Here is an 18,137-nt window from a genome sequence, read left to right as displayed (position 1 = left end):
CGGCTCAATCCTCGACGTGGTTGTCCGGGTAGGCGGTGATCGCCAGGAACCGGATCGGCAACCGCACCAACTCGCTGGGCCCGTGCGCGCCCTCACCGTCCAGCAGCAGCGAATCCCCCGGGCGCAGTGTGTATTCGGAGTCACCGTGACCGTAGACCATGACCCCCTCGAGCATGTACAGCAGCTCGGTGCCCGCGTGCTGGAACAGCGGGAACGTCTCGCTCGCCTCGGTGAGCGTGACCAGCACCGGCTCCAGCCGCTTGTGTTGTCCGCGCAACGCGCCCAGCAATTCGTAGTGGTGCCCGACGCGAGTGCCGCGGCCCACGATCACCGCACCGTGCCCGGCGGTGGTGAACACCGCCTCGCGGGTGCTGTCCGCACCCCGGAACAACGAGGTCACCGGAACATCGAGGCCCGCGGCCAAACGAGCCAGCGTCGAGAGGCTGCACGAGGTCTGTGCGTTCTCGATCTTGGACAGCATGGCCTTGGAAATGCCCACCCGCGCGGCCATATCGCCTACCGACAGTCCGCTGGCCGCGCGCAGCGCGCGCACCTGCTTGCCGATCACCCGCTCGAGCTCGACCCCGGTCGGCGCTTCGGGTGACACCTCCCGTTGCACCGGGGCCGGATCGCCGGTGTCGCGGTGTTCGGGTCGAGAGCTCATACACCACCTGCCATCGGTCGTAACCCCATCGCCTGTTTCCTCACATTAACCTACGTTTCTCCACACTAGAAAACCGGAGTCATCATGGCCGAGTCAGCCGCCCCCGACACCAGCACCGCCACCCCGTTCCGGGTCACCACCGGATTCTGGAAAACGTTGCCGCCCATGTCGATCGAACAGTATCCGGGCACCGACGCCTACATCGCCGACGTCTACGCCAACCCCGAGGGCTCACCCATGTGCTCGGGCTACTTCGAACTCCGCCACACCGACGCCCCCCTGGACTACTACTACGAATACGACGAGATGAAGATCATCCTGGAAGGCGAGTTCCGGCTGGAGAATCCGGACACCGGCCAGGTGCTGACCGCCAGGGCCCACGACGCGATCTTCTTTCCCAAGGGATCGCGCATCCTGTTCTCCACCCCGGACCGGGCGCTGGCGTTCTACGTCGGCTACCGCACCTTCGCGCCCTAGCCGCCATGCCGGTCAGTATGCCCCACACCAGCGTTCCCCGCTGGTCACCGGCCCTTCCCGTCCCCGCGCACGCGGCCCTCGTCGTGCTCATCGCGGAGTCTCCCGACACCACCGGGCTAACCGGCGAACTGGGGGAGCGGGTCCGGGTGGTGTGCCCGGAGGATCTGGAACCACTCCTGGAGAAAGCCTGTGTGGGATGGCATTTCGTCATCCACGGCACCGACGCCACGGTGTCCGAGGTGCGGGCCCGGTTGCTGGCAGCCGGCGCACTCGATGCCGAGATCACCACCCTGGTGGAGGACTCGGCCCGGCGACGCGTGAGCTGTACCCACTGCTGGGCGGACACCACCGCACACGTCGACGTCGGCGATGTCGTGTCCTGCGCGGGATGCGGTGTGCCGCTGGTCGTCTACCACCACTTCTCGCGGCGACGAGGCGCGTACATGGGTTATCGAGTCGATGCGGAGGAACTGCCATGAGGGAATTGCGACTCGCGACCGCGACCCTGCGCACCCCCACGGTGCGCGAACTGATCCTGGTCGACCCGGTCGGTGCGCCCCTCCCGTCCTTCGCGCCGGGCAGTCACATCGCGGTCGAAGTGCCCGGGGGACGGCGGAATTCCTACTCGCTCACCGGTCCCGCGGTTGCTCCCGGCCACTACGCGATCTCCGTGCGCCGGGAACGGGAGGGGCACGGCGGATCACGGGAGCTGCACGAACTGCCGGTGGGCGCGACGCTGTCGGTGTCCGCGCCGCGGAGCGACTTCCCGCCCGTGGCCGCCGCGCGCCACCACCTGTTCGTGGCCGGTGGCATCGGCATCACGCCGCTGCTGTCGCATGTGCGGGCGGCGGTCGAGTGGGGCCGCTCGTTCGCACTGCATTATGTGAGCCGCCCGGACGACATCGCCCATCTGGACGAGCTGCGTGAGCTGTGCGGTACCCGGCTGATCGTGCACGCGGGCCGGGCGGCGCTGTGGTCGGAACTCGGCCCCGCGCTGCGCGATCAGCCCCTCGGCACCCACCTCTATACCTGCGGACCAGCCGCCCTGATTGACGAAGTGCACGCCCGGGCGATCGAGGCGGGCTGGCCCGCCCAGCGGTTGCACGCCGAACGTTTCGCCGCCGCTTTCACCGAACCGGGCGCGCCGTTCGCGGCCAAGCTCGGGCGCAGCGGGCTGCTGGTGAAGGTCGCTCCGGAGGCGACGCTGCTGGATGCCCTGCTGGCCAAGGGGATTCGGGTGCCCAACCTGTGCCGTCAGGGTGTTTGCGGGGAATGCCGATTGGGTGTGCGCGGCGGCGGCATCGAACACCGCGACCACTACCTCACCGAGGACGAACGCGCCGCCGGCGACGCGCTCATGGCCTGCGTCTCCCGTGCCACGGGCGACCTACTGGAGCTGGAGCTATGACCACCATCGAATACTCGGCAGCGTTGCGCCGCTTCCCGTTCCCGTTCACCAAGGACGAGTACCGCTACAGCACCAACATCGAACCGGCCGGTTCCGTGGCCACCACCGCGGCGGGCTCCTGGGGCGCGCATCAACTCGACATCGACGAGCACTACCTACCCGAACTGGCCCAGCGGACCGCGATTCTCGATCGTGACCCGGGCCGCTACCAGTGCCTGCCGCACATGGCCGCGGCGGCCTGGGACGCCATGCTCACGCTCATGGACCGGCTCGCCGCCGAATACCCGGCGGACATGTCGCTGGCTCGCGACGGATCGCGTTGGCGCTGGCGCAATGACCGCCTCGGCGCCGACCTCTCGTTCACCTACGGCGACGAGGACAGCCTGCCCGCGCCGCCGCTGCGCTTCATCGCCGACCAGGTGCAGGAGGACATCGTGCTGCTCGATCAGCGCGAAGGCGGGCTGTGGGGCGACGCGGGGGTGGTGACCTTCGCCGCGGACTGGTCCATGGGATTCGACTGCGGCATGAGCTTTCTCGAGATCCACGGCCCGGTACCGCGCATCCACACCGAACGGGTGATCACGCGGGCCCACGATTTCCTCCTGCGGCTGACCCCGGAACAGGCGTATCGGCGCACCAATTGGACGCTCACCGTGGACGGCAAGCTCGACACCTCCACCGAGGGCTATCCCGAGTGGGGCCGCGACCGGCGCACCCTCGCCGAGGGCCCGCTCAGCGCGGTGGGCGACCGGTTGTACCTGCGCGTGGAGGTGCAGCATCTGATCCGGCTCGCCAATTCCGGTGCGGTCATGTTCCTCATCCGCACCTATCTGCGGTCCCTGCGCGAGGTGGCGAGCGTGCCCGAATGGGGACGCCGGCTGCACCGGGTGCTGGCCGAATTGCCGCAGGACATGGCCGATTACAAGGGCCTCACCCGCACCCGGGAACCTGCGGTGGCGTGGCTGGGCTCGATCGGAATGGACGCGTAGATGAGCACCGCCGAGCGCTATCGGGTTCATCCCGGCGCGGTCACGGCGGTGCGGGCCGGACCCGGTGATCGGCTCGACATCATCGATCCGCACGGGCGGCAGGTCGCCGAAGTGACCGTGCTCGCGGGGGTTCCGGATGCCGTACCCGAGGTCGCCGCCGACGCCCCGGCCACGGTGCTGGGCGGCCTGCGAGCGGGGACCGATGAGAACGGGTACGCGGCGGGACGCATTCTCGCCCTGCTGGCCGCACGGGGGATCGATGCCCGAGAGGCCAGGGCCACACGGCTTTTCGGCCCGTTCTCGCCCGCCGGCGCCCGGGTCGGGCTGCGCGTCGAGGCTGCTGCCCTCGTGCTGGTCGCCGCGCCCGCCCCGACCACCCGACTCGATCCCGTCGACCCGAATCCGGCCTCGGAACTGCTCCTCGAACTCCGTCGCGCCACCCCGCCGCCACCCGGCCCGCCCGAATTGCCGCCCCCACTGCTCGAACCCGTCCTGGACCTGCGCATCGACGCCGCGACCGCGCGCGGCTACGAAGTCCGTGCGGGCCATTACATTCAGATCCTGGACGTCGCCGGGCGACAGTGCTCGGACCTGCTCGCCTTCGACGCCCGCGCCCTCCAGGACGGTCTCGAATACGGCTTGGACCCGACCACCACCCGCACGATGATCGGTCACGCCTTCCCGAAACCCGGCCTGTCCGGCCGCTTCTTCGACCGCCGCACCCGGCCTCTGCTCGAGGTGGTGCGCGACACCGTCGGCCGCCACGACACCTTCGCGCTGGCCTGCACCGCGAAGTACTACGCGGACATGGGCTATCCCGGCCACCTCAACTGCACCGACAACTTCAATGCCGAACTCGCCCGCTACGGCATTGGCGCGCGCCGCGGGTGGGAGGCGCTGAACCTCTTCTACAACACCGCTTTCGACGCCGATCACCAGTTCGTCGTGGACGAACCCTGGTCGCGGCCTGGCGATTACGTGCTGTTGCGGGCGGCGACCGACCTGGTCTGCGCCTCCTCGGCCTGCCCGGACGATATCGACCCCGCCAACGGCTGGCAGCCCACCGACGTGCACGTGCGCGTCTACGACACGGACAGGAAGTTCTCCGTGGCCTTGGCCTCCCGAGTCACCCCCGACGCACCGGCGGTACTGACCAGCGACAGCGGATTCGCGACCCGCACAAGGGCACTCACTCAGCAGCTCACCGACTATCGTGGGTTCTGGCTGCCGACGGAATTCGACAATCACGGGCCCCGGCAGGAGTACCTGGCTTGCCGTGAACGTGCTGCCGTCATGGACCTGTCCGCGCTACGCAAGTTCGAGATCCTCGGACCCGATGCCGAGGCGTTGCTCCAGGCGACGCTCACCCGCGATATCGGCAAGCTCGCCACCGGGCAGGTCGTGTACTCGGCCATGTGCAACGAGACCGGTGGTATGATCGACGACTGCACGGTATTCCGGTTGGGGGAGAACAACTTCCGATTCGTCGGCGGCGACCCCTACGACGGGGTGTGGCTGCGCGAACAAGCCGACCGGCTCGGGCTGGATCGGGTATGGATCAAGGACTCCACGCCACAGCTGCACAATATCGCCGTCCAAGGTCCCGTCAGCCGTGAACTTCTCGGCCCGCTGATCTGGACGCCACCCACCCAACCGGCCCTGCGCGAGCTGGGGTGGTTCCGGTTCCTGATCGGCCGCCTCGGCGGACCCGACGGCATCCCGCTGGTGGTCTCGCGCACCGGCTACTCCGGCGAGCTCGGCTACGAGCTGTGGGCGCATCCCGACGACGCGCCCGCGCTGTGGGATGCGGTGTGGGAGGCCGGAATCCCGCACGGACTCGCCCCGCTGGGCCTGACCGCGCTGGACATGATCCGCATCGAGGCCGGGCTGGTGTTCGCGGGCTACGAGTTCTGCGATCAGACCGATCCCTTCGAGGCCGGAATCGGCTTCACCGTGCCGCTGAAATCCAAGACCGTCGATTTCGTCGGCCGCGACGCCCTGCTCGAGCGCAAGGCGCATCCGCAGCGCACCCTGGTCGGCCTGCGCCTGGACGGCCCCGAAACCGCCGCCCACGGCGACAGTGTGCATGTCGGCCGCTCTCAGGTCGGCGTCGTCACCTCTGCCGCCCGCACCCCGCTGTTCGGGTCGATCGCTTTGTGTCGCATAGCGGTTCGATACGCGACCCCCGGCACCACGGTAGAGGTCGGCAAGCTCGACGGTCACCGCAAACGACTGACCGCCACCGTCGTCCCCTTTCCCTTCTACGACCCAGACAAGACCCGTCCCCGCTCCTGAGGAGGAATCATCATGACCCGCATCGCCATTATCGGCGCCGGACCGAGCGGGCTGGCCCAGTTACACGCCTTCGAAGCCGCCCGTCGCGACGGCGCAGACGTCGGTGAGATCGTCTGCTTCGAGAAGCAGAGCGACTGGGGCGGCCTGTGGAATTACACGTGGCGCACCGGACTCGACGAACACGGTGACCCGGTGCACGGCAGCATGTACCGCTACCTGTGGTCCAACGGCCCCAAGGAATGCCTCGAGTTCGCCGACTATCCGTTCGACGAGCACTTCGGCGGACCCATCCCGTCGTTCCCGCCGCGCGCGGTGCTCTACGACTACATCACCGGGCGTGCCAAGAAAGCCAATGTGCGCCCGTACATTCGGTTCGACACCGCGGTGCGTGAGCTGGCTTGGGATGCGTCGGGCGAGGAGTTCCGGCTCACCGTCGAGGATCTCGCCGAGGGCGGCCTGACCACCGAGGTCTTCGACCGCGTCATCGTCGCCACCGGGCACTTCTCGACACCGAACATGCCGGAATACCCTGGCTTCGCGGACTTTCCTGGCCGCATCCTGCACTCGCACGACTTCCGCGACGCCGCCGAATTCGCGGGTAAGGACCTGCTGGTGCTCGGCAGCAGCTACTCCGCCGAGGACATCGCGCTGCAGACGCTGAAGTACGGGGCACGGTCGGTCACCATCGCCTATCGGCACGAGCCCATGGGATTCGACTGGCCCGCAGGTATTTCCGAGGTGCCCGCGCTGGTGCGGGTGGAAGGCCGCACGGCCCACTTCGCCGACGGCACCAGCCGCGAGGTGGACGCCGTCGTGCTGTGTACCGGCTACCGGCACCACTTCCCGTTCATCGCACCGGAATTGCGTCTCACCACGGGCAACAACCTCTACCCGGAGGGCCTGTACAAGGGTGTGGTGTGGACGGCCAATCCGAAACTGCTGTACCTGTCGATGCAGGACCAGTACTTCACCTTCACCATGTTCGACGCCCAGGCGTTCTATGCCCGCGACGTGGCGCTGGGCCGGATCACTCTGCCCGACGCCGACACCATGACCGCGGACGTCGCGGCCTGGCGGCAACGACTGGCGGCATGCGACGGACCCGCCGACGACATCGACTTCCAAACCGACTACGTGCGCGAACTCATGACCCACACCGACTACGCGCCTTTCGACCTGGACCTCGTGCGCGAGCACTTCAACACCTGGGAACACCACAAGGTCGAGACCATCACCGGATACCGCGACCGCGCCTTCGCCTCACCCGTCACCGGCACCGTCGCGCCCCTGCACCACACCCCATGGTGGGACGAGCCCGACGACAGCCTCGCCACCTTCCTGGGCGGCTAGCCGTGGAACGCTACGTGGTGACCCTGCGGTGCCGGGACCGGCCCGGCATCGTGCGCGCCCTGTCGGAGGCGGTCTTCGAGCTGAAGGGCAATATCGTCGAGAGTCAGCAGTTCTTCGACGACCGCAGCGGAACCTTCTGCCTGCGTATGACATTCGACAGTCCCGAGACCGATGTGGACGCCGCCCGCACCGAACTCGGCACCCGGCTGGCGGCCTTCGAACCGGCGCTCAAGGTCCGGCCCATCGGGGACCGGCCACGGGTGCTGGTCATGGTGTCGCGCGCCGACCACTGCCTCGAAGACCTGCTCTATCGGCGTCGCATCGGGGAACTGCCCATCGACGTGCCGCTCGTGGTGTCCAATCACGACGGCGCGCGCGGTGAGGTGGAGCGGCACGGCATCGAGTTCGAATATGTTCCGGTGACCCCGGATTCGAAGCCGGCGGCCGAGGCGCGACTGCTGGCACTGATCGCCGAGCACCGCATCGACCTGGTGGTGCTCGCCCGCTACATGCAGGTGCTCAGCGACGACCTGTGCCGGGCCCTCGACGGGCGGGCCATCAATATCCACCACTCGTTCCTGCCCGGATTCAAGGGTGCCCGGCCCTACCATCAGGCGCACCTGCGGGGCGTCAAACTCATCGGGGCCACCGCGCATTACGTGACCGCCGAGCTGGACGAGGGGCCGATCATCGAACAGGACGTGGTGCGGGTCGATCACCACCACGGTCCGGAGCAACTGGTCGCCCTGGGGCGGGATGTGGAGCGCATGGTGCTGGCCCGGGCCGTGCGACTGCATGCCGAGGACCGGGTGCTGCGCAATGGCGATCGGACCGTGGTCTTCGCCTGATCGGAGCGGGCATACGAAAGGGTCCGGGACACTGTCCCGGACCCTTTCCTTCTGCGTAGTGGCTCAGGCTGTTTCGACCGTGGCCGTGTGCTTTACGCGACGGGCGAGGGCCCGGACCGGATCACCCTCGACCAGGCGGCGCAGACGACCGCCGACCGGCTGTTCCATCAGCACCTGCCGGGCACCGCGGCGGTGCACGATACCGGCGATCGCCTTGGTGGCCTTGCGGGTGACCACGATCTGACCGTCGGCCTCCACACCCGCCTTGCGCAGCCCGGCCAGTGTCGAAGCGACCGCCTCCTCGGCCCGGGACCGTTCCGAACGGGTCGGCAGCAGACCGGGATTGGGGAGGCCGAAGGCGAATCCGTGCACCCGCAGGATCGCCACCACCGTGACCGGGCCACCGGCGCGGCGGGCCGCACCGAGCAGTTCGGGGGAGGCCGGGGTATCGGGGCGCAGCACCACGACGGTGTCGCGCGGCGAACCCGGCGGCGGGCCACCCCGCCGCCGGGCCGCACCCGGAAAACCGGACGTCATGCCGCGGACTCCGCGGGCGTACCGGTCAGCACCGCGGCCGCGGGCTGCCGCCGGTCGGTGAGGCGCCGCCAAAGGTGCAGCGGCACATAGGCGGCCACGATCGCCACCCCGAGCAGGAACAGGTCGTGACTGGGCGTGCCGACCACGATCGCCGGACTGTTCCAGCCGCCGAAGGCCCACAGGATCGCGCAGAAAACGCCGAGCGCCAGCGACACCCAGCGCATGAATCCCGGCAACCGGAGCGGGCGCACCGCGTCCGGACGGGTCTGGCGATGCACGGCATAGCTGAAGAACGCCACCGTGACCGCGAACAGGTACCCCATATTGGAGAACACGTAGATCCGCAGCGGACTACCGAACAGCACCACCGCGATCGAGCACACCACATTGAAGGCCATGGCCCGCGCGGGCACCCGGTGGGTGTTGAGCTTGCCGAACCAGCGCGGCAGCATGCCGTCCTCGGCCGCCTGATACAGCGAACGCGCACAACCCATCAGGGCATTGAGTACCGAGAGCATGAGCGCCACGATCAGCGGAATGCCGATCAGATACTGCACCCAGCTGCCCGACTGCCCGGTCACCTTGGAGATCAGGGTGGAGAAGATGGTCAGCGGGTCCACATTCTCCGCGCCACCCAGCACCGCCACCAGGACCACCGCGGTCAGCACGAAAACCGCGAAACCGTAGAGACTTTCGGCGGTGGTGGCGATCTTCGCGTCCCGTGCCGGGTTGCGGCACTCCGGCACGTAGCAGGCCACCGCCTCCATGCCCAGCACCGACCAGCTCATGACGAACATCCAGGACAGGATCAGGGTCGGGCTGCCGGTGACACCGGAGGCGAAATGGAAGCCGGACAGGTTCGAGAGATGCATCGAGCTCGGCCGGGTCAGCGGCAGCACGATCAACAGCGTCAACGGGGCCATCGACACGATGCCCATCACGGTGGCGAAACCCGCGCCCAGGCGGATGCCCAGATACGAGGGCACGAACATGACGAGGATCCCGGCGACGGAAATCAGCAGCACCGCAAGGGAAATGGGGCTGCCGATGGAGCCGAACGGCAGGAACGACCGGCCCTGCGGAATATGGAACAGCTGAGTGATGTAGGCCGAGGCCAGAATCATGTTGATCGGCGCCACCGGAAACCAGCCCAGCCAGTACGCCCAGGCCGAGACGCCACCCAAATGCCGTGCCGCACCGGCGTGCAGCGGCTGCAGCGATTCGGTGGCGTAGGACGGCAGGCCGCCGGTTCGATGCGGCATGGAAGCCGCGAGTTCCGCCACGACCAGGCACAGCAGCACCCCGACCACCGTGGTCAGCGCCAGGATCGGAATGGCGGCGGCCCCCAACGCCTGAATGGCGGGCGGGTCGATCCCGGTCACCAGAATCGGTGCCGCCAACCCGATGACGAAGGCACCCCACCAGTTGGTGCCCTGATGCAATTTCGATTCCCCCGCCGTAGAACTCGCGGTGTCGCTGATTGTCATTGGTCTATCCATCTCACTCGGACCAGGCATCACGTGGACGGTGATCGCCTGCTAGGAAGTAGACGGCCCAACTGTTTCAGCGCAATAAATCGCGTGTAACCATATGAGACGGCGTCGGTGGCTGTCGCCGGAACCGAGCTCGCCTGACCGGCTTCTCTTCACCTGCAAGCCATCCCGGCACTATTCGCCGACCACCCGCAGGATCCGGTCGAGCTTCGGGCGAGGAGGGCCGTCGGAGTATCGGTCTGCGCATCTGGGATCTCGACCCGGACAGCACTCGCAAACGGGACATGCGATCGAAAACCCCTGCCGCTGAACTGATCAGCGGGGGACCGTGACCGGATCGCCGCAGCTCGATGGCAGGTCGACCAATGAGCATGCGGCCGGATCGCGAGTGGGCAGGTAGTCGTGGGGTACGCCGTCGGCGGTGGTGATCTCGCGGTAGGCGGCGACGGCGTCGGTGGGCCTTCGGGTCAGGGTGGGGTCGGTGCGCACCTCTACGCTGTAGAGGCCGTAACGCAGGTCGTAGCTGCCCCATTCGAAGGTGTCGGTCAGACCCCAGTAGTTGTAGCCGATGACATCGATCCCGTCGGAGCGGGCGCGTTGGATCCAGTAGACGGTGTCGCGCAGGTGGTCGGCTCGGTCGTAGCCGTCTTCCCGATAGCCGTTCCAGGACACGATCCCGTTGTCCACCACATACAGTGGCTTGCCGGGATACCGTCGGGCGCAGTAGCGCAACGCGTAAAAGATCGATTCCGGTTGTACCCAATACGCGAGCGGGCTGCTCAGATCATGTGGGGCGATCACCGCGTGTTCCGCGAGATCCGGCAGATTTTCGAGCGATACGCTGATGTAGTTTCCCAGGCCGACGTAATCCACTCGGTCGACAACCTGATCCAGGATCACGCTCTCGGTCACGTCGAAGATGCCGACGTTCATCGACATGCCTACCCGGGCGTCCGGCCGGACCCGGTGGATGTGGTCGTAAATGGCGTTGTGCGCCTGGACGATTCGGGCTGCCATGGCCGGTACGTCACTCAGCGGCATACCGTCCTGCACCTCGTATTTCACATACCCGGCAGGGGTGATGAACGTGATCCACAGCGGATCGCGATCGGCGTAGCGGTCCACCACCTTTCGCGCGTTCGCCACCCACGCGTCGACCACCTGCGGACTGCGCCAGCCGCCACGCTCACCGACCCACACCGGATACACCCACGAATCCAGGACCAGCATCGGCCGGATCCCTTGTGCCGCCATCGCATCGAGGACTCGGTCGTAGAAGGCGAAACCGTCCTCGTCCCACGCGCCGGGTTCCGGCTGCAGCCGCGCCCATTCGATCGTGATGCGATAGACGCCGACTCCCAGATCTGCCGCCAGCCCGATGTCCTCGCGATAGCGAGTGTAGAAGTCGACGGAATCGGGGAACTCCGCGAGTTGCGATCGGGTCAGGAACGACCGGCGCTGGTGGCTGTCGGGCGAGTGGCCCTCACTCTGGAAGCCGCAAGTGCCTACGCCCCAGCAGAATTCCGTGCTCGGCGGTGTGGGGTCGGCGAGTGCGGCGCGGGGGCGTCCGGAGAGCGCACCGGTGACAACGGCCGCGGTCATACCGAGCACACTGCGTCGAGAGATCTTGCGCATGATCCATCTTTTCCGGAAGCGCGCGGACGACGGTACCGTTTCGCTGGTTTGTCCTACCGTGCGCGTTGGACGCGCTTCTCGTCCCACACCGGTGAGTCGCTCTCGTAAACGACTCCGTCGGAACCGAATACGAGGAAGCGGTCGAAGTCGCGGGCGAACCAGCGGTCGTGGGTCACGGTGATTACGGTGCCCGCGAACTCGCCGATGGCCTGTTCGAGGGCTTCGGCGGAGGCGAGATCCAGGTTGTCGGTGGGTTCGTCGAGCAAAAGCATGGTGGCACCGGACATTTCGAGCAGCAGGATCTGCACTCGGGCCTGCTGGCCGCCGGACAGGCTGTCGAAGCGTTGTTCGGCGGACTTGGCGAGACCGTAGCGATCCAGCAGCCGGCTGGCTGCCTCCCGGCCCATGCCGTCGCGATGCTCGTCGCCCATATGCAGAATCTCGAGCAGGGTTCGGCCGTTCAGATCCGGCCGGGAATGGGTCTGCGCGAAATAGCCGGGGCGCACCCGGGCGCCGAGCGCGGCGACGCCGGTGTGCGACACGGGTGCGAGGCCGCGGTCGCCGACCGGGCGGTGCTCGATATCGGGATCGGTGCCGCCGGTGGCGAGCAGCCGCAGGAAATGCGACTTGCCGGATCCATTGGCGCCCAGCACCGCCACCCGGTCGCCGAACCAGATCTCGGTGTCGAACGGCCGCATCAATCCGGTCAACTCCAGCTGAGTACAGACCAGCGCCCGCTTGCCGGTCTGCCCACCGCGCAACCGCACGGAGATGTTCTGCCGCAAAGGAATCGCTTCCGGCGGCCCGGCCACCTCGAACTTGGCCAACCGCGTCTGGGCGGCGTGATAGCGCGCCGCGATACCGTCGTTGAACTTCGCCTTCTCCCGCAACCGCAGCACCAGCGCACGCAATTTGGCGAGATCTTCGTCCCAGCGGCGACGCAGTTCGTCCAACCGCGCGTTGCGATCCTCGCGGGCCTGCTGATAGCCGGCGAAGCCGCCGCCGTGAATCCATGAGGTGGCGCCGTTGACCCCGGGCTCGAGGGTGACGATCCGGGTGGCCGCGTTCGCGATCAACTCCCGGTCGTGGCTGATGAACAGCACCGACTTGCTCGATCCGGCGATCGTGCGTTCCAGCCACTGCTTGCCCGGTACATCGAGGTAGTTGTCCGGTTCATCGAGCAGCAGCACTTCATCCGGCCCGGCGAACAGGGCCTCGAGGACCAATCGCTTCTGTTCACCGCCGCTGAGCGTGCGGACCGCTCGCCATTTCGCGCGGTCGAAATCGACGCCCAGGGCCGCGGTGGTGACCTTGTCCCAGAACGTCTCGATCTCGTAGCCCCCGACGTCTCCCCACCCGGTGAGAGCGTGCGCGTACGCCAACTGGGTTGCCTCGTCGTCGGTTTCGATCATCGCGTCCTCGGCGGCGTCGAGCGCCCGCGCGGCCGCGCCGACCGCCGGTGCGGCCACCGACAACAACAGGTCGCGCACCGTCGATTCGTCATCGATCTGACCGATGAACTGCCGCATGACCCCCAGCGACCCGGTTCGTGCCACCGCACCTTCGTCCGCGGTGAGATCTCCGGCGACGATCTTCATCAACGTCGTCTTGCCCGTGCCGTTCGGGCCGATCAACGCCGCCTTCACACCATCACCGATCCGAAAGCTCACTCCATTGAGCAGCTGTCGTCCATCGGCGAGGAAATACTCGACATCGGAAACGTTCACATGGGCCACGGGACTACAGGCAACCGCACCGGTGCGCGGGATGCAACCGAGTTGCCGTCCGGAAGGGGGTGACGCAACCGACCTTGCCCCTGACCTCGGGGTCTCCGGGAGTTGCGATAAAATCGGTGATTCTTGTGCGTTTCGATGTCGCACATAGCTCAGTTATCGACCCGCCACCGCTGCACCGAGGAGACGCTTGTGATCACCGCGACCGACCTGGAGGTCCGGGCCGGAGTCCGCACCCTGCTGACGGCGCCGGGGTCGGCGCTGCGGGTGCAGGCCGGTGATCGGATCGGGCTGGTGGGGCGCAATGGTGCGGGCAAGACCACGACCCTGCGCATCCTGGCCGGTGAGGGTGAACCTTACGCGGGCAAGGTCATTCGTTCGGGTGAAATCGGTTATTTGCCGCAGGATCCGAAGGAAGGCAACCTCGACATCCTCGCCAAGGACCGGGTGCTCTCGGCGCGCGGACTCGACGTGCTGCTGCGTGAGATGGAGAAGCAGCAGGCGCTCATGGCCGAGGTCGCCGATGAGAAGCAGCGCGATAAGGCGATCCGCAAGTACGGGCAGCTCGAGGAGCGGTTCTCCGCGCTCGGCGGCTATGTGGCCGAGAGCGAGGCCGCGCGCATCTGCCACAGCCTGGCCCTGCCCGATCGGGTGCTCAACCAGCAGCTGAAGACCCTCTCCGGTGGTCAGCGTCGGCGAATCGAGCTGGCGCGCATCCTGTTCAGCGCCTCCGACGGCAGCGGCGGCAAGTCCGACACCGTGCTGCTGCTCGACGAGCCAACCAACCACCTCGACGCCGACTCCATCAACTGGTTGCGCGGCTTCCTGCAGCAGCACGACGGCGGGGTCATCGTGATCTCCCACGATGTCGAACTGCTCGGTGACGTGGTCAACAAGGTGTGGTTCCTCGACGCCGTGCGCGGTGAGGCCGACATCTACAACATGGGCTGGAAGAAGTACCTCGACGCCCGCGCCACCGACGAACAGCGCCGCGTGCGCGAGCGTGCCAATGCCGAGAAGAAGGCGTCCGCGCTCAAGCAGCAGGCCGCCAAGCTCGGCGCCAAGGCCACCAAGGCCGCCGCCGCCCATCAGATGGTCAAGCGGGCCGAGCGGATGCTGAACGAGGTCGACGATATTCGCGTGGCCGACAAGGTGGCGCGCATCAAGTTCCCCGAACCCGCGCCCTGTGGCCGCACCCCGTTGATGGCCACCAACCTGACCAAGCTCTACGGGTCGCTGGAGATCTTCACCGGTGTGAACCTGGCCATCGACAAGGGCTCTCGCGTGGTGATCCTGGGTCTCAACGGTGCCGGTAAGACCACGATGCTGCGCCTGCTCGCGGGCGTCGAGACCCTGACCGCCGGGCAGATCGATCCGGGCCGCGGCCTCAAGATCGGCTACTTCGCGCAGGAGCACGACACCCTCGACGATCGGGCCACGGTGTGGGAGAACATCCGCCACGCCGCCCCCGACGCGGGCGAGCAGGACCTGCGCAGCCTGCTGGGCGCGTTCATGTTCTCCGGCCCGCAGCTCGACCAGCCGGCCGGCACGCTCTCCGGTGGTGAGAAGACGCGTCTGGCGCTGGCCGGTCTGGTCTCCTCGGCCGCGAACGTGCTGCTGCTCGACGAGCCGACCAACAACCTCGATCCCGTTTCCCGCGAACAGGTTCTCGACGCGCTGCGTAGCTACGCCGGTGCCGTCGTCCTGGTGACCCACGACCCGGGCGCGGCCGAGGCCCTCAACCCCGAGCGGGTCATCATGCTGCCCGACGGCACCGAGGACCACTGGTCGCAGGACTACCTGGACCTCATCCAGCTGGCCTGACGGGCTGTCCCCCAGGCGATCTCATCGACTCCGGCCCGGCTCGGGCCGGAGTCGTCATTTCAGGTGGCGGTGCCGGGCCGAGCAACGGCCCACCCTCCAGGCTCCGTCGTCGAGAGCCCATATTCCGGCCGGTCCGAGTTGCCCGTGGCGTGGAAGCGGCTGTGTCTCAACGGAATCGAAGCCGTTGTCGGACCGTGTCCGAAACCCTCCCGGTCGGTGAGATCGTGACCTCCGACCCGATTCTTCAAGACAGTCCGGTTTGTTTGCGGGGATTGCGGTGACTCGGATCACAGCGTTTCGTTGATCACGGAAGAACAAGTCTCTAACCTGGAATGAGGCGCCCACGGCGACTCGGAGGATAGCCATGAGTGACAGGCCCGCACAGGGTAAAGCCGTATTGGGTAAAGGCACGCGCGTCACCGGGAAATCCCGCGATCGCTTGCAATCCCAGTTGAAGAAGCAGTACGAGGCCGGAGCGAGTATCCGGTCCCTGGCCCGGGAAACCGGGCGGTCGTACGGCTTCATCCACAACGTGCTGGTGGAGTCGCATGTGCAACTCCGCAGCCGGGGTGGCGCGAACCGCCGCAAGGCCGCCAAGGCCGGCAAGTAGCGTCATCCCGCTCCGGGAACGGAACGTGAGGTCCCGACCGGCGAAAGTCGGTCGCGGACTTGCGATCACGGACGGATCGCGATGACGCGTGCGCATTGCGTGTATGGCGTGCGCGGGTGTGCCACCTAGGGGATCACGGTCCCGTCGCCGAGTACCAGCAGGTTTGCGAGACTCTGGAACATCGGCAGACCGGTCTTGATCTCGAGGTAGGCGAACTGCCCCTGGGGGTTGACCTCCAGGAAGTAGAACTCGCCGTCGATACCCACCCGCAGATCCAGCACGCCGAAAGCCAGCCCCAGCGCACCCATCAGCGTGGTGAGCGACTTGCTCACCGAGGCGGGCAGGCGGTCGGCGGTGAAGGCCACCGAGGTGTCCAGGCGCGAATCCACCCGTCCCACACCGGATTGCGAATCGATGCGCACCACCCACTCGATACCGTCCACCCAGACGATCCGCAGATCGCTCTCGGCGCGGATGTAGTCCTGGAAGATGGTGGGGGAGTTGCGGATCGTGGCCAGTCGGTCGAAATCCGCCGGGGCGAACAGCCGGGTCTCGGTGAACGCGCCACGACCCGTGCCCGTACGCTTGTAAACCACTGGGCCGGGCCGGGATTCGATGAACGCGCGAGCCTCGTCGGGATCATTGGTGACCAGGGTCTCCGGGACCGCGAAGCCCGCGCGATACGCCGTCTCCAACTGCACGATCTTGCGTGAAGCCGTGCGGTCGGCTCCGGGGTCATTGACCCACAACGCCGGAACCGACCACAGCAGACCCTGCAGGAAGCCATCGCATTCGGCCCTGCGGTAGGTGTCGTCCTCGTCGCTCAGACCGGTCGGCACCTCGCAGGGGTGCGGTCGCCGCCACCACACGGAGGTGACATCGTCGAGCCCGAAGATGTGCGACAGGCTGCGGTAGGAGCCGTCGCCGCCGAGCCGGAAAGTGCCGTTCTCACGCGGGAAGTCGCGCATGTCGAGGCGAATCGGGTTGTGCCCGTGGTGTTTGCGCAAGGTGGCGGCCAGGGCATCGCCGTGCAGGTCCTCGGCCTCGGTGACGATGAGCACCGAACCCATTGTGCGGGCGGGCATGTGCGCCCCCGTCAGTCCAGGCTGTCGCAGGCGATGCCGTCGTCGCTGCCGCGATGGGATCGGGTCTGACAACAGGTCATGGTGGCTCCGCCGACCCCCGGGCGAGTGGTCAGTTCCAGTCCGCGGGCCCAGATTTCGGTCTCGCGGAGCAATTCGTCGTCACCGCGCGCCGGGCTCTGCTCCGGTGCCAGGGTGAGCGGACGATCGGTGACCTCGACCCGGCGGCGTCGCGTGAAATCGGCAGTGGCGCCGGACCGTACGTGCACCAGCACCGGCCGACCCTCACAGCCGGTCTGTGCCGCCGCAGTGTCCCACCGGGTGATGTCGAGGACGTCGGTCCGGTGGAAGGTCCAGGTGCCGTCACCGACCCGCACGCTGATACTTCGCTCGGTGGCTGCGACAAGGTAGCCAGGTAGCGGTGGCGAGGTGCCGACGGCGGCGGTCGATCCGGTTCGGTGCAGGGCGCCGGTCATGCTGAACTCCGATCTGCTCGGGATTTGCTGCGCGGCCGAGCGTGATCTGAATCATATCCCTCGAGGCGCCGGAATCGGTCCGCAACGAAAGATTTCAGCCACCCCGGCAAACTTTGCCGGGGTTTCGGAAACCGCTCCCGCTGAAAGATTTTCGCTGATTAAACGAGGTGCGGTCGGCGCGAGAGCATTCGTTCAGAGACTCAGCACTTCCGGAGACTCGGCAATGGCCCGCAGTGCCGCACCGGGATCCGCAACCAGTTTGCGGGCGTGCAGATCGAGAATGCCGGAGACGACCTCGATCTGCGCCGATACCGTCCCGTCGATTTTCACGATCTGCTGGTGCATCCGGAACGTCTTTCCCCCGGTCCACTCGAACGTGCAGGTCACGCTGACTTCGTCACCCAAATGCAGTTCCCGCCGGTACTTGACGGTCTGCTCCAGCACCACCGGGCCGATGCCCGCGGCGACCATCTTCTCGCCCGGCAGGCCGCTCGCGCGCAACAACTCCCAGCGCGCGTGCTCGGCATACTGCAGATACACCGCCTGATTCAGATGCCCGTTGATATCGAGCTCGTACCCGCGCACGGTGATGGGAACAGAGAAGGCCATGGCACTGTCAACCCGGCTCTGCGCGCTGTCCATTCCGTATTTCCAGTGGTCTACGGCACAACGCCCCGCGATCGCGGGGCTACCGGCCGGTCTGGAATCCGGCAATT

Annotated in this window: 17 protein-coding genes; 9 read left to right on the top strand and 8 right to left on the bottom strand. The window is 67.1% G+C overall.

The annotated features are described in order from the left end of the window. Positions 1-4: 4 nt before the first annotated feature. Positions 5-664: a helix-turn-helix domain-containing protein gene (locus tag ACFXHA_RS32335; protein WP_379362832.1), complete on the bottom strand. Its 660-nt coding sequence runs from the start codon at positions 662-664 to the stop codon at positions 5-7. An 84-nt stretch (positions 665-748) separates the two neighbouring features. Between ACFXHA_RS32335 and ACFXHA_RS32330 the strand changes: the two genes are divergently transcribed. From ACFXHA_RS32330 to purU, 7 genes are read left to right on the top strand one after another with little or no spacing between them, the layout of a single operon-like run. Beyond that, positions 749-1,141 carry an ethanolamine utilization protein gene (locus ACFXHA_RS32330; RefSeq protein ID WP_379362831.1) on the top strand — a complete coding sequence of 131 codons (393 nt, stop codon included), beginning with the start codon at positions 749-751 and terminating at the stop codon, positions 1,139-1,141. Positions 1,142-1,158: 17 nt separating this feature from the next. Further along, positions 1,159-1,620 (top strand): dimethylamine monooxygenase subunit DmmA family protein, encoded by a 462-nt coding sequence (locus ACFXHA_RS32325; RefSeq protein ID WP_379362829.1) that lies wholly within the window; start codon positions 1,159-1,161, stop codon positions 1,618-1,620. After that, positions 1,617-2,549 (top strand): PDR/VanB family oxidoreductase, encoded by a 933-nt coding sequence (locus ACFXHA_RS32320; RefSeq protein WP_379362827.1) that lies wholly within the window; start codon positions 1,617-1,619, stop codon positions 2,547-2,549. Before ACFXHA_RS32325 ends, ACFXHA_RS32320 begins: the two co-directional genes overlap by 4 nt. Further along, positions 2,546-3,538, top strand: a complete 993-nt coding sequence (locus tag ACFXHA_RS32315; protein ID WP_379362825.1) for a DUF3445 domain-containing protein — start codon at positions 2,546-2,548, stop codon at positions 3,536-3,538. Before ACFXHA_RS32320 ends, ACFXHA_RS32315 begins: the two co-directional genes overlap by 4 nt. Further along, on the top strand, positions 3,539-5,833 hold the full coding sequence (locus ACFXHA_RS32310) for a DUF1989 domain-containing protein (RefSeq protein WP_379362823.1): 2,295 nt from the start codon (positions 3,539-3,541) through the stop codon (positions 5,831-5,833). A gap of 12 nt (positions 5,834-5,845) precedes the next feature. After that, positions 5,846-7,183 carry a flavin-containing monooxygenase gene (locus tag ACFXHA_RS32305; RefSeq protein WP_379362821.1) on the top strand — a complete coding sequence of 446 codons (1,338 nt, stop codon included), beginning with the start codon at positions 5,846-5,848 and terminating at the stop codon, positions 7,181-7,183. Beyond that, positions 7,135-8,031 (top strand): formyltetrahydrofolate deformylase, encoded by an 897-nt coding sequence (gene purU / locus ACFXHA_RS32300; RefSeq protein ID WP_379362819.1) that lies wholly within the window; start codon positions 7,135-7,137, stop codon positions 8,029-8,031. Before ACFXHA_RS32305 ends, purU begins: the two co-directional genes overlap by 49 nt. Before the next feature lie 63 nt (positions 8,032-8,094). Here purU and ACFXHA_RS32295 read toward each other — a convergent pair whose 3' ends face one another. The 4 genes from ACFXHA_RS32295 to ACFXHA_RS32280 all read right to left on the bottom strand — a co-directional run bounded on the left by ACFXHA_RS32295 (position 8,095) and on the right by ACFXHA_RS32280 (position 13,432). Continuing rightward, positions 8,095-8,568 carry a hypothetical protein gene (locus ACFXHA_RS32295; protein ID WP_379362817.1) on the bottom strand — a complete coding sequence of 158 codons (474 nt, stop codon included), beginning with the start codon at positions 8,566-8,568 and terminating at the stop codon, positions 8,095-8,097. Further along, a complete protein-coding gene (locus ACFXHA_RS32290) occupies positions 8,565-10,055 on the bottom strand; it encodes an APC family permease (protein ID WP_379362815.1) in 1,491 nt (496 codons plus the stop codon). The genes ACFXHA_RS32295 and ACFXHA_RS32290 overlap by 4 nt, the downstream gene beginning before the upstream one ends. A gap of 321 nt (positions 10,056-10,376) precedes the next feature. Next, entirely contained in the window at positions 10,377-11,696 is a 1,320-nt protein-coding gene (locus ACFXHA_RS32285; protein ID WP_379362813.1) for a family 1 glycosylhydrolase, read from the bottom strand. 53 nt (positions 11,697-11,749) lie between these two features. After that, positions 11,750-13,432 (bottom strand): ABC-F family ATP-binding cassette domain-containing protein, encoded by a 1,683-nt coding sequence (locus ACFXHA_RS32280; RefSeq protein ID WP_379362811.1) that lies wholly within the window; start codon positions 13,430-13,432, stop codon positions 11,750-11,752. A 189-nt stretch (positions 13,433-13,621) separates the two neighbouring features. Between ACFXHA_RS32280 and ACFXHA_RS32275 the strand changes: the two genes are divergently transcribed. Together ACFXHA_RS32275 and ACFXHA_RS32270 are read left to right on the top strand one after the other, a co-directional pair. Then, positions 13,622-15,253: an ABC-F family ATP-binding cassette domain-containing protein gene (locus ACFXHA_RS32275; protein WP_379362809.1), complete on the top strand. Its 1,632-nt coding sequence runs from the start codon at positions 13,622-13,624 to the stop codon at positions 15,251-15,253. A gap of 364 nt (positions 15,254-15,617) precedes the next feature. Next, a complete protein-coding gene (locus ACFXHA_RS32270) occupies positions 15,618-15,863 on the top strand; it encodes a helix-turn-helix domain-containing protein (RefSeq protein WP_033087059.1) in 246 nt (81 codons plus the stop codon). 125 nt (positions 15,864-15,988) lie between these two features. Here ACFXHA_RS32270 and ACFXHA_RS32265 read toward each other — a convergent pair whose 3' ends face one another. The 3 genes from ACFXHA_RS32265 to ACFXHA_RS32255 form a co-directional block, all read right to left on the bottom strand. Continuing rightward, complete coding sequence (locus ACFXHA_RS32265; RefSeq protein ID WP_379362807.1) at positions 15,989-16,948, bottom strand: hypothetical protein; 960 nt, start codon at positions 16,946-16,948, stop codon at positions 15,989-15,991. An 11-nt stretch (positions 16,949-16,959) separates the two neighbouring features. Continuing rightward, positions 16,960-17,421 carry a hypothetical protein gene (locus ACFXHA_RS32260; protein ID WP_379362805.1) on the bottom strand — a complete coding sequence of 154 codons (462 nt, stop codon included), beginning with the start codon at positions 17,419-17,421 and terminating at the stop codon, positions 16,960-16,962. 192 nt (positions 17,422-17,613) lie between these two features. Continuing rightward, positions 17,614-18,030, bottom strand: a complete 417-nt coding sequence (locus tag ACFXHA_RS32255) for an acyl-CoA thioesterase (RefSeq protein ID WP_379362803.1) — start codon at positions 18,028-18,030, stop codon at positions 17,614-17,616. Positions 18,031-18,137: the final 107 nt, after the last annotated feature.

Source organism: Nocardia sp. NPDC059240 (assembly GCF_042753865.1).
Lineage (GTDB): Bacteria > Actinomycetota > Actinomycetes > Mycobacteriales > Mycobacteriaceae > Nocardia.
The sequence above is the reverse complement of the archived record's forward strand: the minus strand, read 5'-3'. Positions and strand labels throughout refer to the sequence as shown.

Coding starts and splice junctions, on each gene's coding strand:
- ACFXHA_RS32335 (WP_379362832.1), bottom strand. CDS start 664: ATGAGCTCTCGACCCGAACACCGCGACACCGGCGATCCGGCCCCGGTG.
- ACFXHA_RS32330 (WP_379362831.1), top strand. CDS start 749: ATGGCCGAGTCAGCCGCCCCCGACACCAGCACCGCCACCCCGTTCCGG.
- ACFXHA_RS32325 (WP_379362829.1), top strand. CDS start 1,159: ATGCCCCACACCAGCGTTCCCCGCTGGTCACCGGCCCTTCCCGTCCCC.
- ACFXHA_RS32320 (WP_379362827.1), top strand. CDS start 1,617: ATGAGGGAATTGCGACTCGCGACCGCGACCCTGCGCACCCCCACGGTG.
- ACFXHA_RS32315 (WP_379362825.1), top strand. CDS start 2,546: ATGACCACCATCGAATACTCGGCAGCGTTGCGCCGCTTCCCGTTCCCG.
- ACFXHA_RS32310 (WP_379362823.1), top strand. CDS start 3,539: ATGAGCACCGCCGAGCGCTATCGGGTTCATCCCGGCGCGGTCACGGCG.
- ACFXHA_RS32305 (WP_379362821.1), top strand. CDS start 5,846: ATGACCCGCATCGCCATTATCGGCGCCGGACCGAGCGGGCTGGCCCAG.
- purU (WP_379362819.1), top strand. CDS start 7,135: ATGGTGGGACGAGCCCGACGACAGCCTCGCCACCTTCCTGGGCGGCTA.
- ACFXHA_RS32295 (WP_379362817.1), bottom strand. CDS start 8,568: ATGACGTCCGGTTTTCCGGGTGCGGCCCGGCGGCGGGGTGGCCCGCCG.
- ACFXHA_RS32290 (WP_379362815.1), bottom strand. CDS start 10,055: ATGACAATCAGCGACACCGCGAGTTCTACGGCGGGGGAATCGAAATTG.
- ACFXHA_RS32285 (WP_379362813.1), bottom strand. CDS start 11,696: ATGCGCAAGATCTCTCGACGCAGTGTGCTCGGTATGACCGCGGCCGTT.
- ACFXHA_RS32270 (WP_033087059.1), top strand. CDS start 15,618: ATGAGTGACAGGCCCGCACAGGGTAAAGCCGTATTGGGTAAAGGCACG.
- ACFXHA_RS32265 (WP_379362807.1), bottom strand. CDS start 16,948: ATGCCCGCCCGCACAATGGGTTCGGTGCTCATCGTCACCGAGGCCGAG.
- ACFXHA_RS32260 (WP_379362805.1), bottom strand. CDS start 17,421: ATGACCGGCGCCCTGCACCGAACCGGATCGACCGCCGCCGTCGGCACC.
- ACFXHA_RS32255 (WP_379362803.1), bottom strand. CDS start 18,030: ATGGCCTTCTCTGTTCCCATCACCGTGCGCGGGTACGAGCTCGATATC.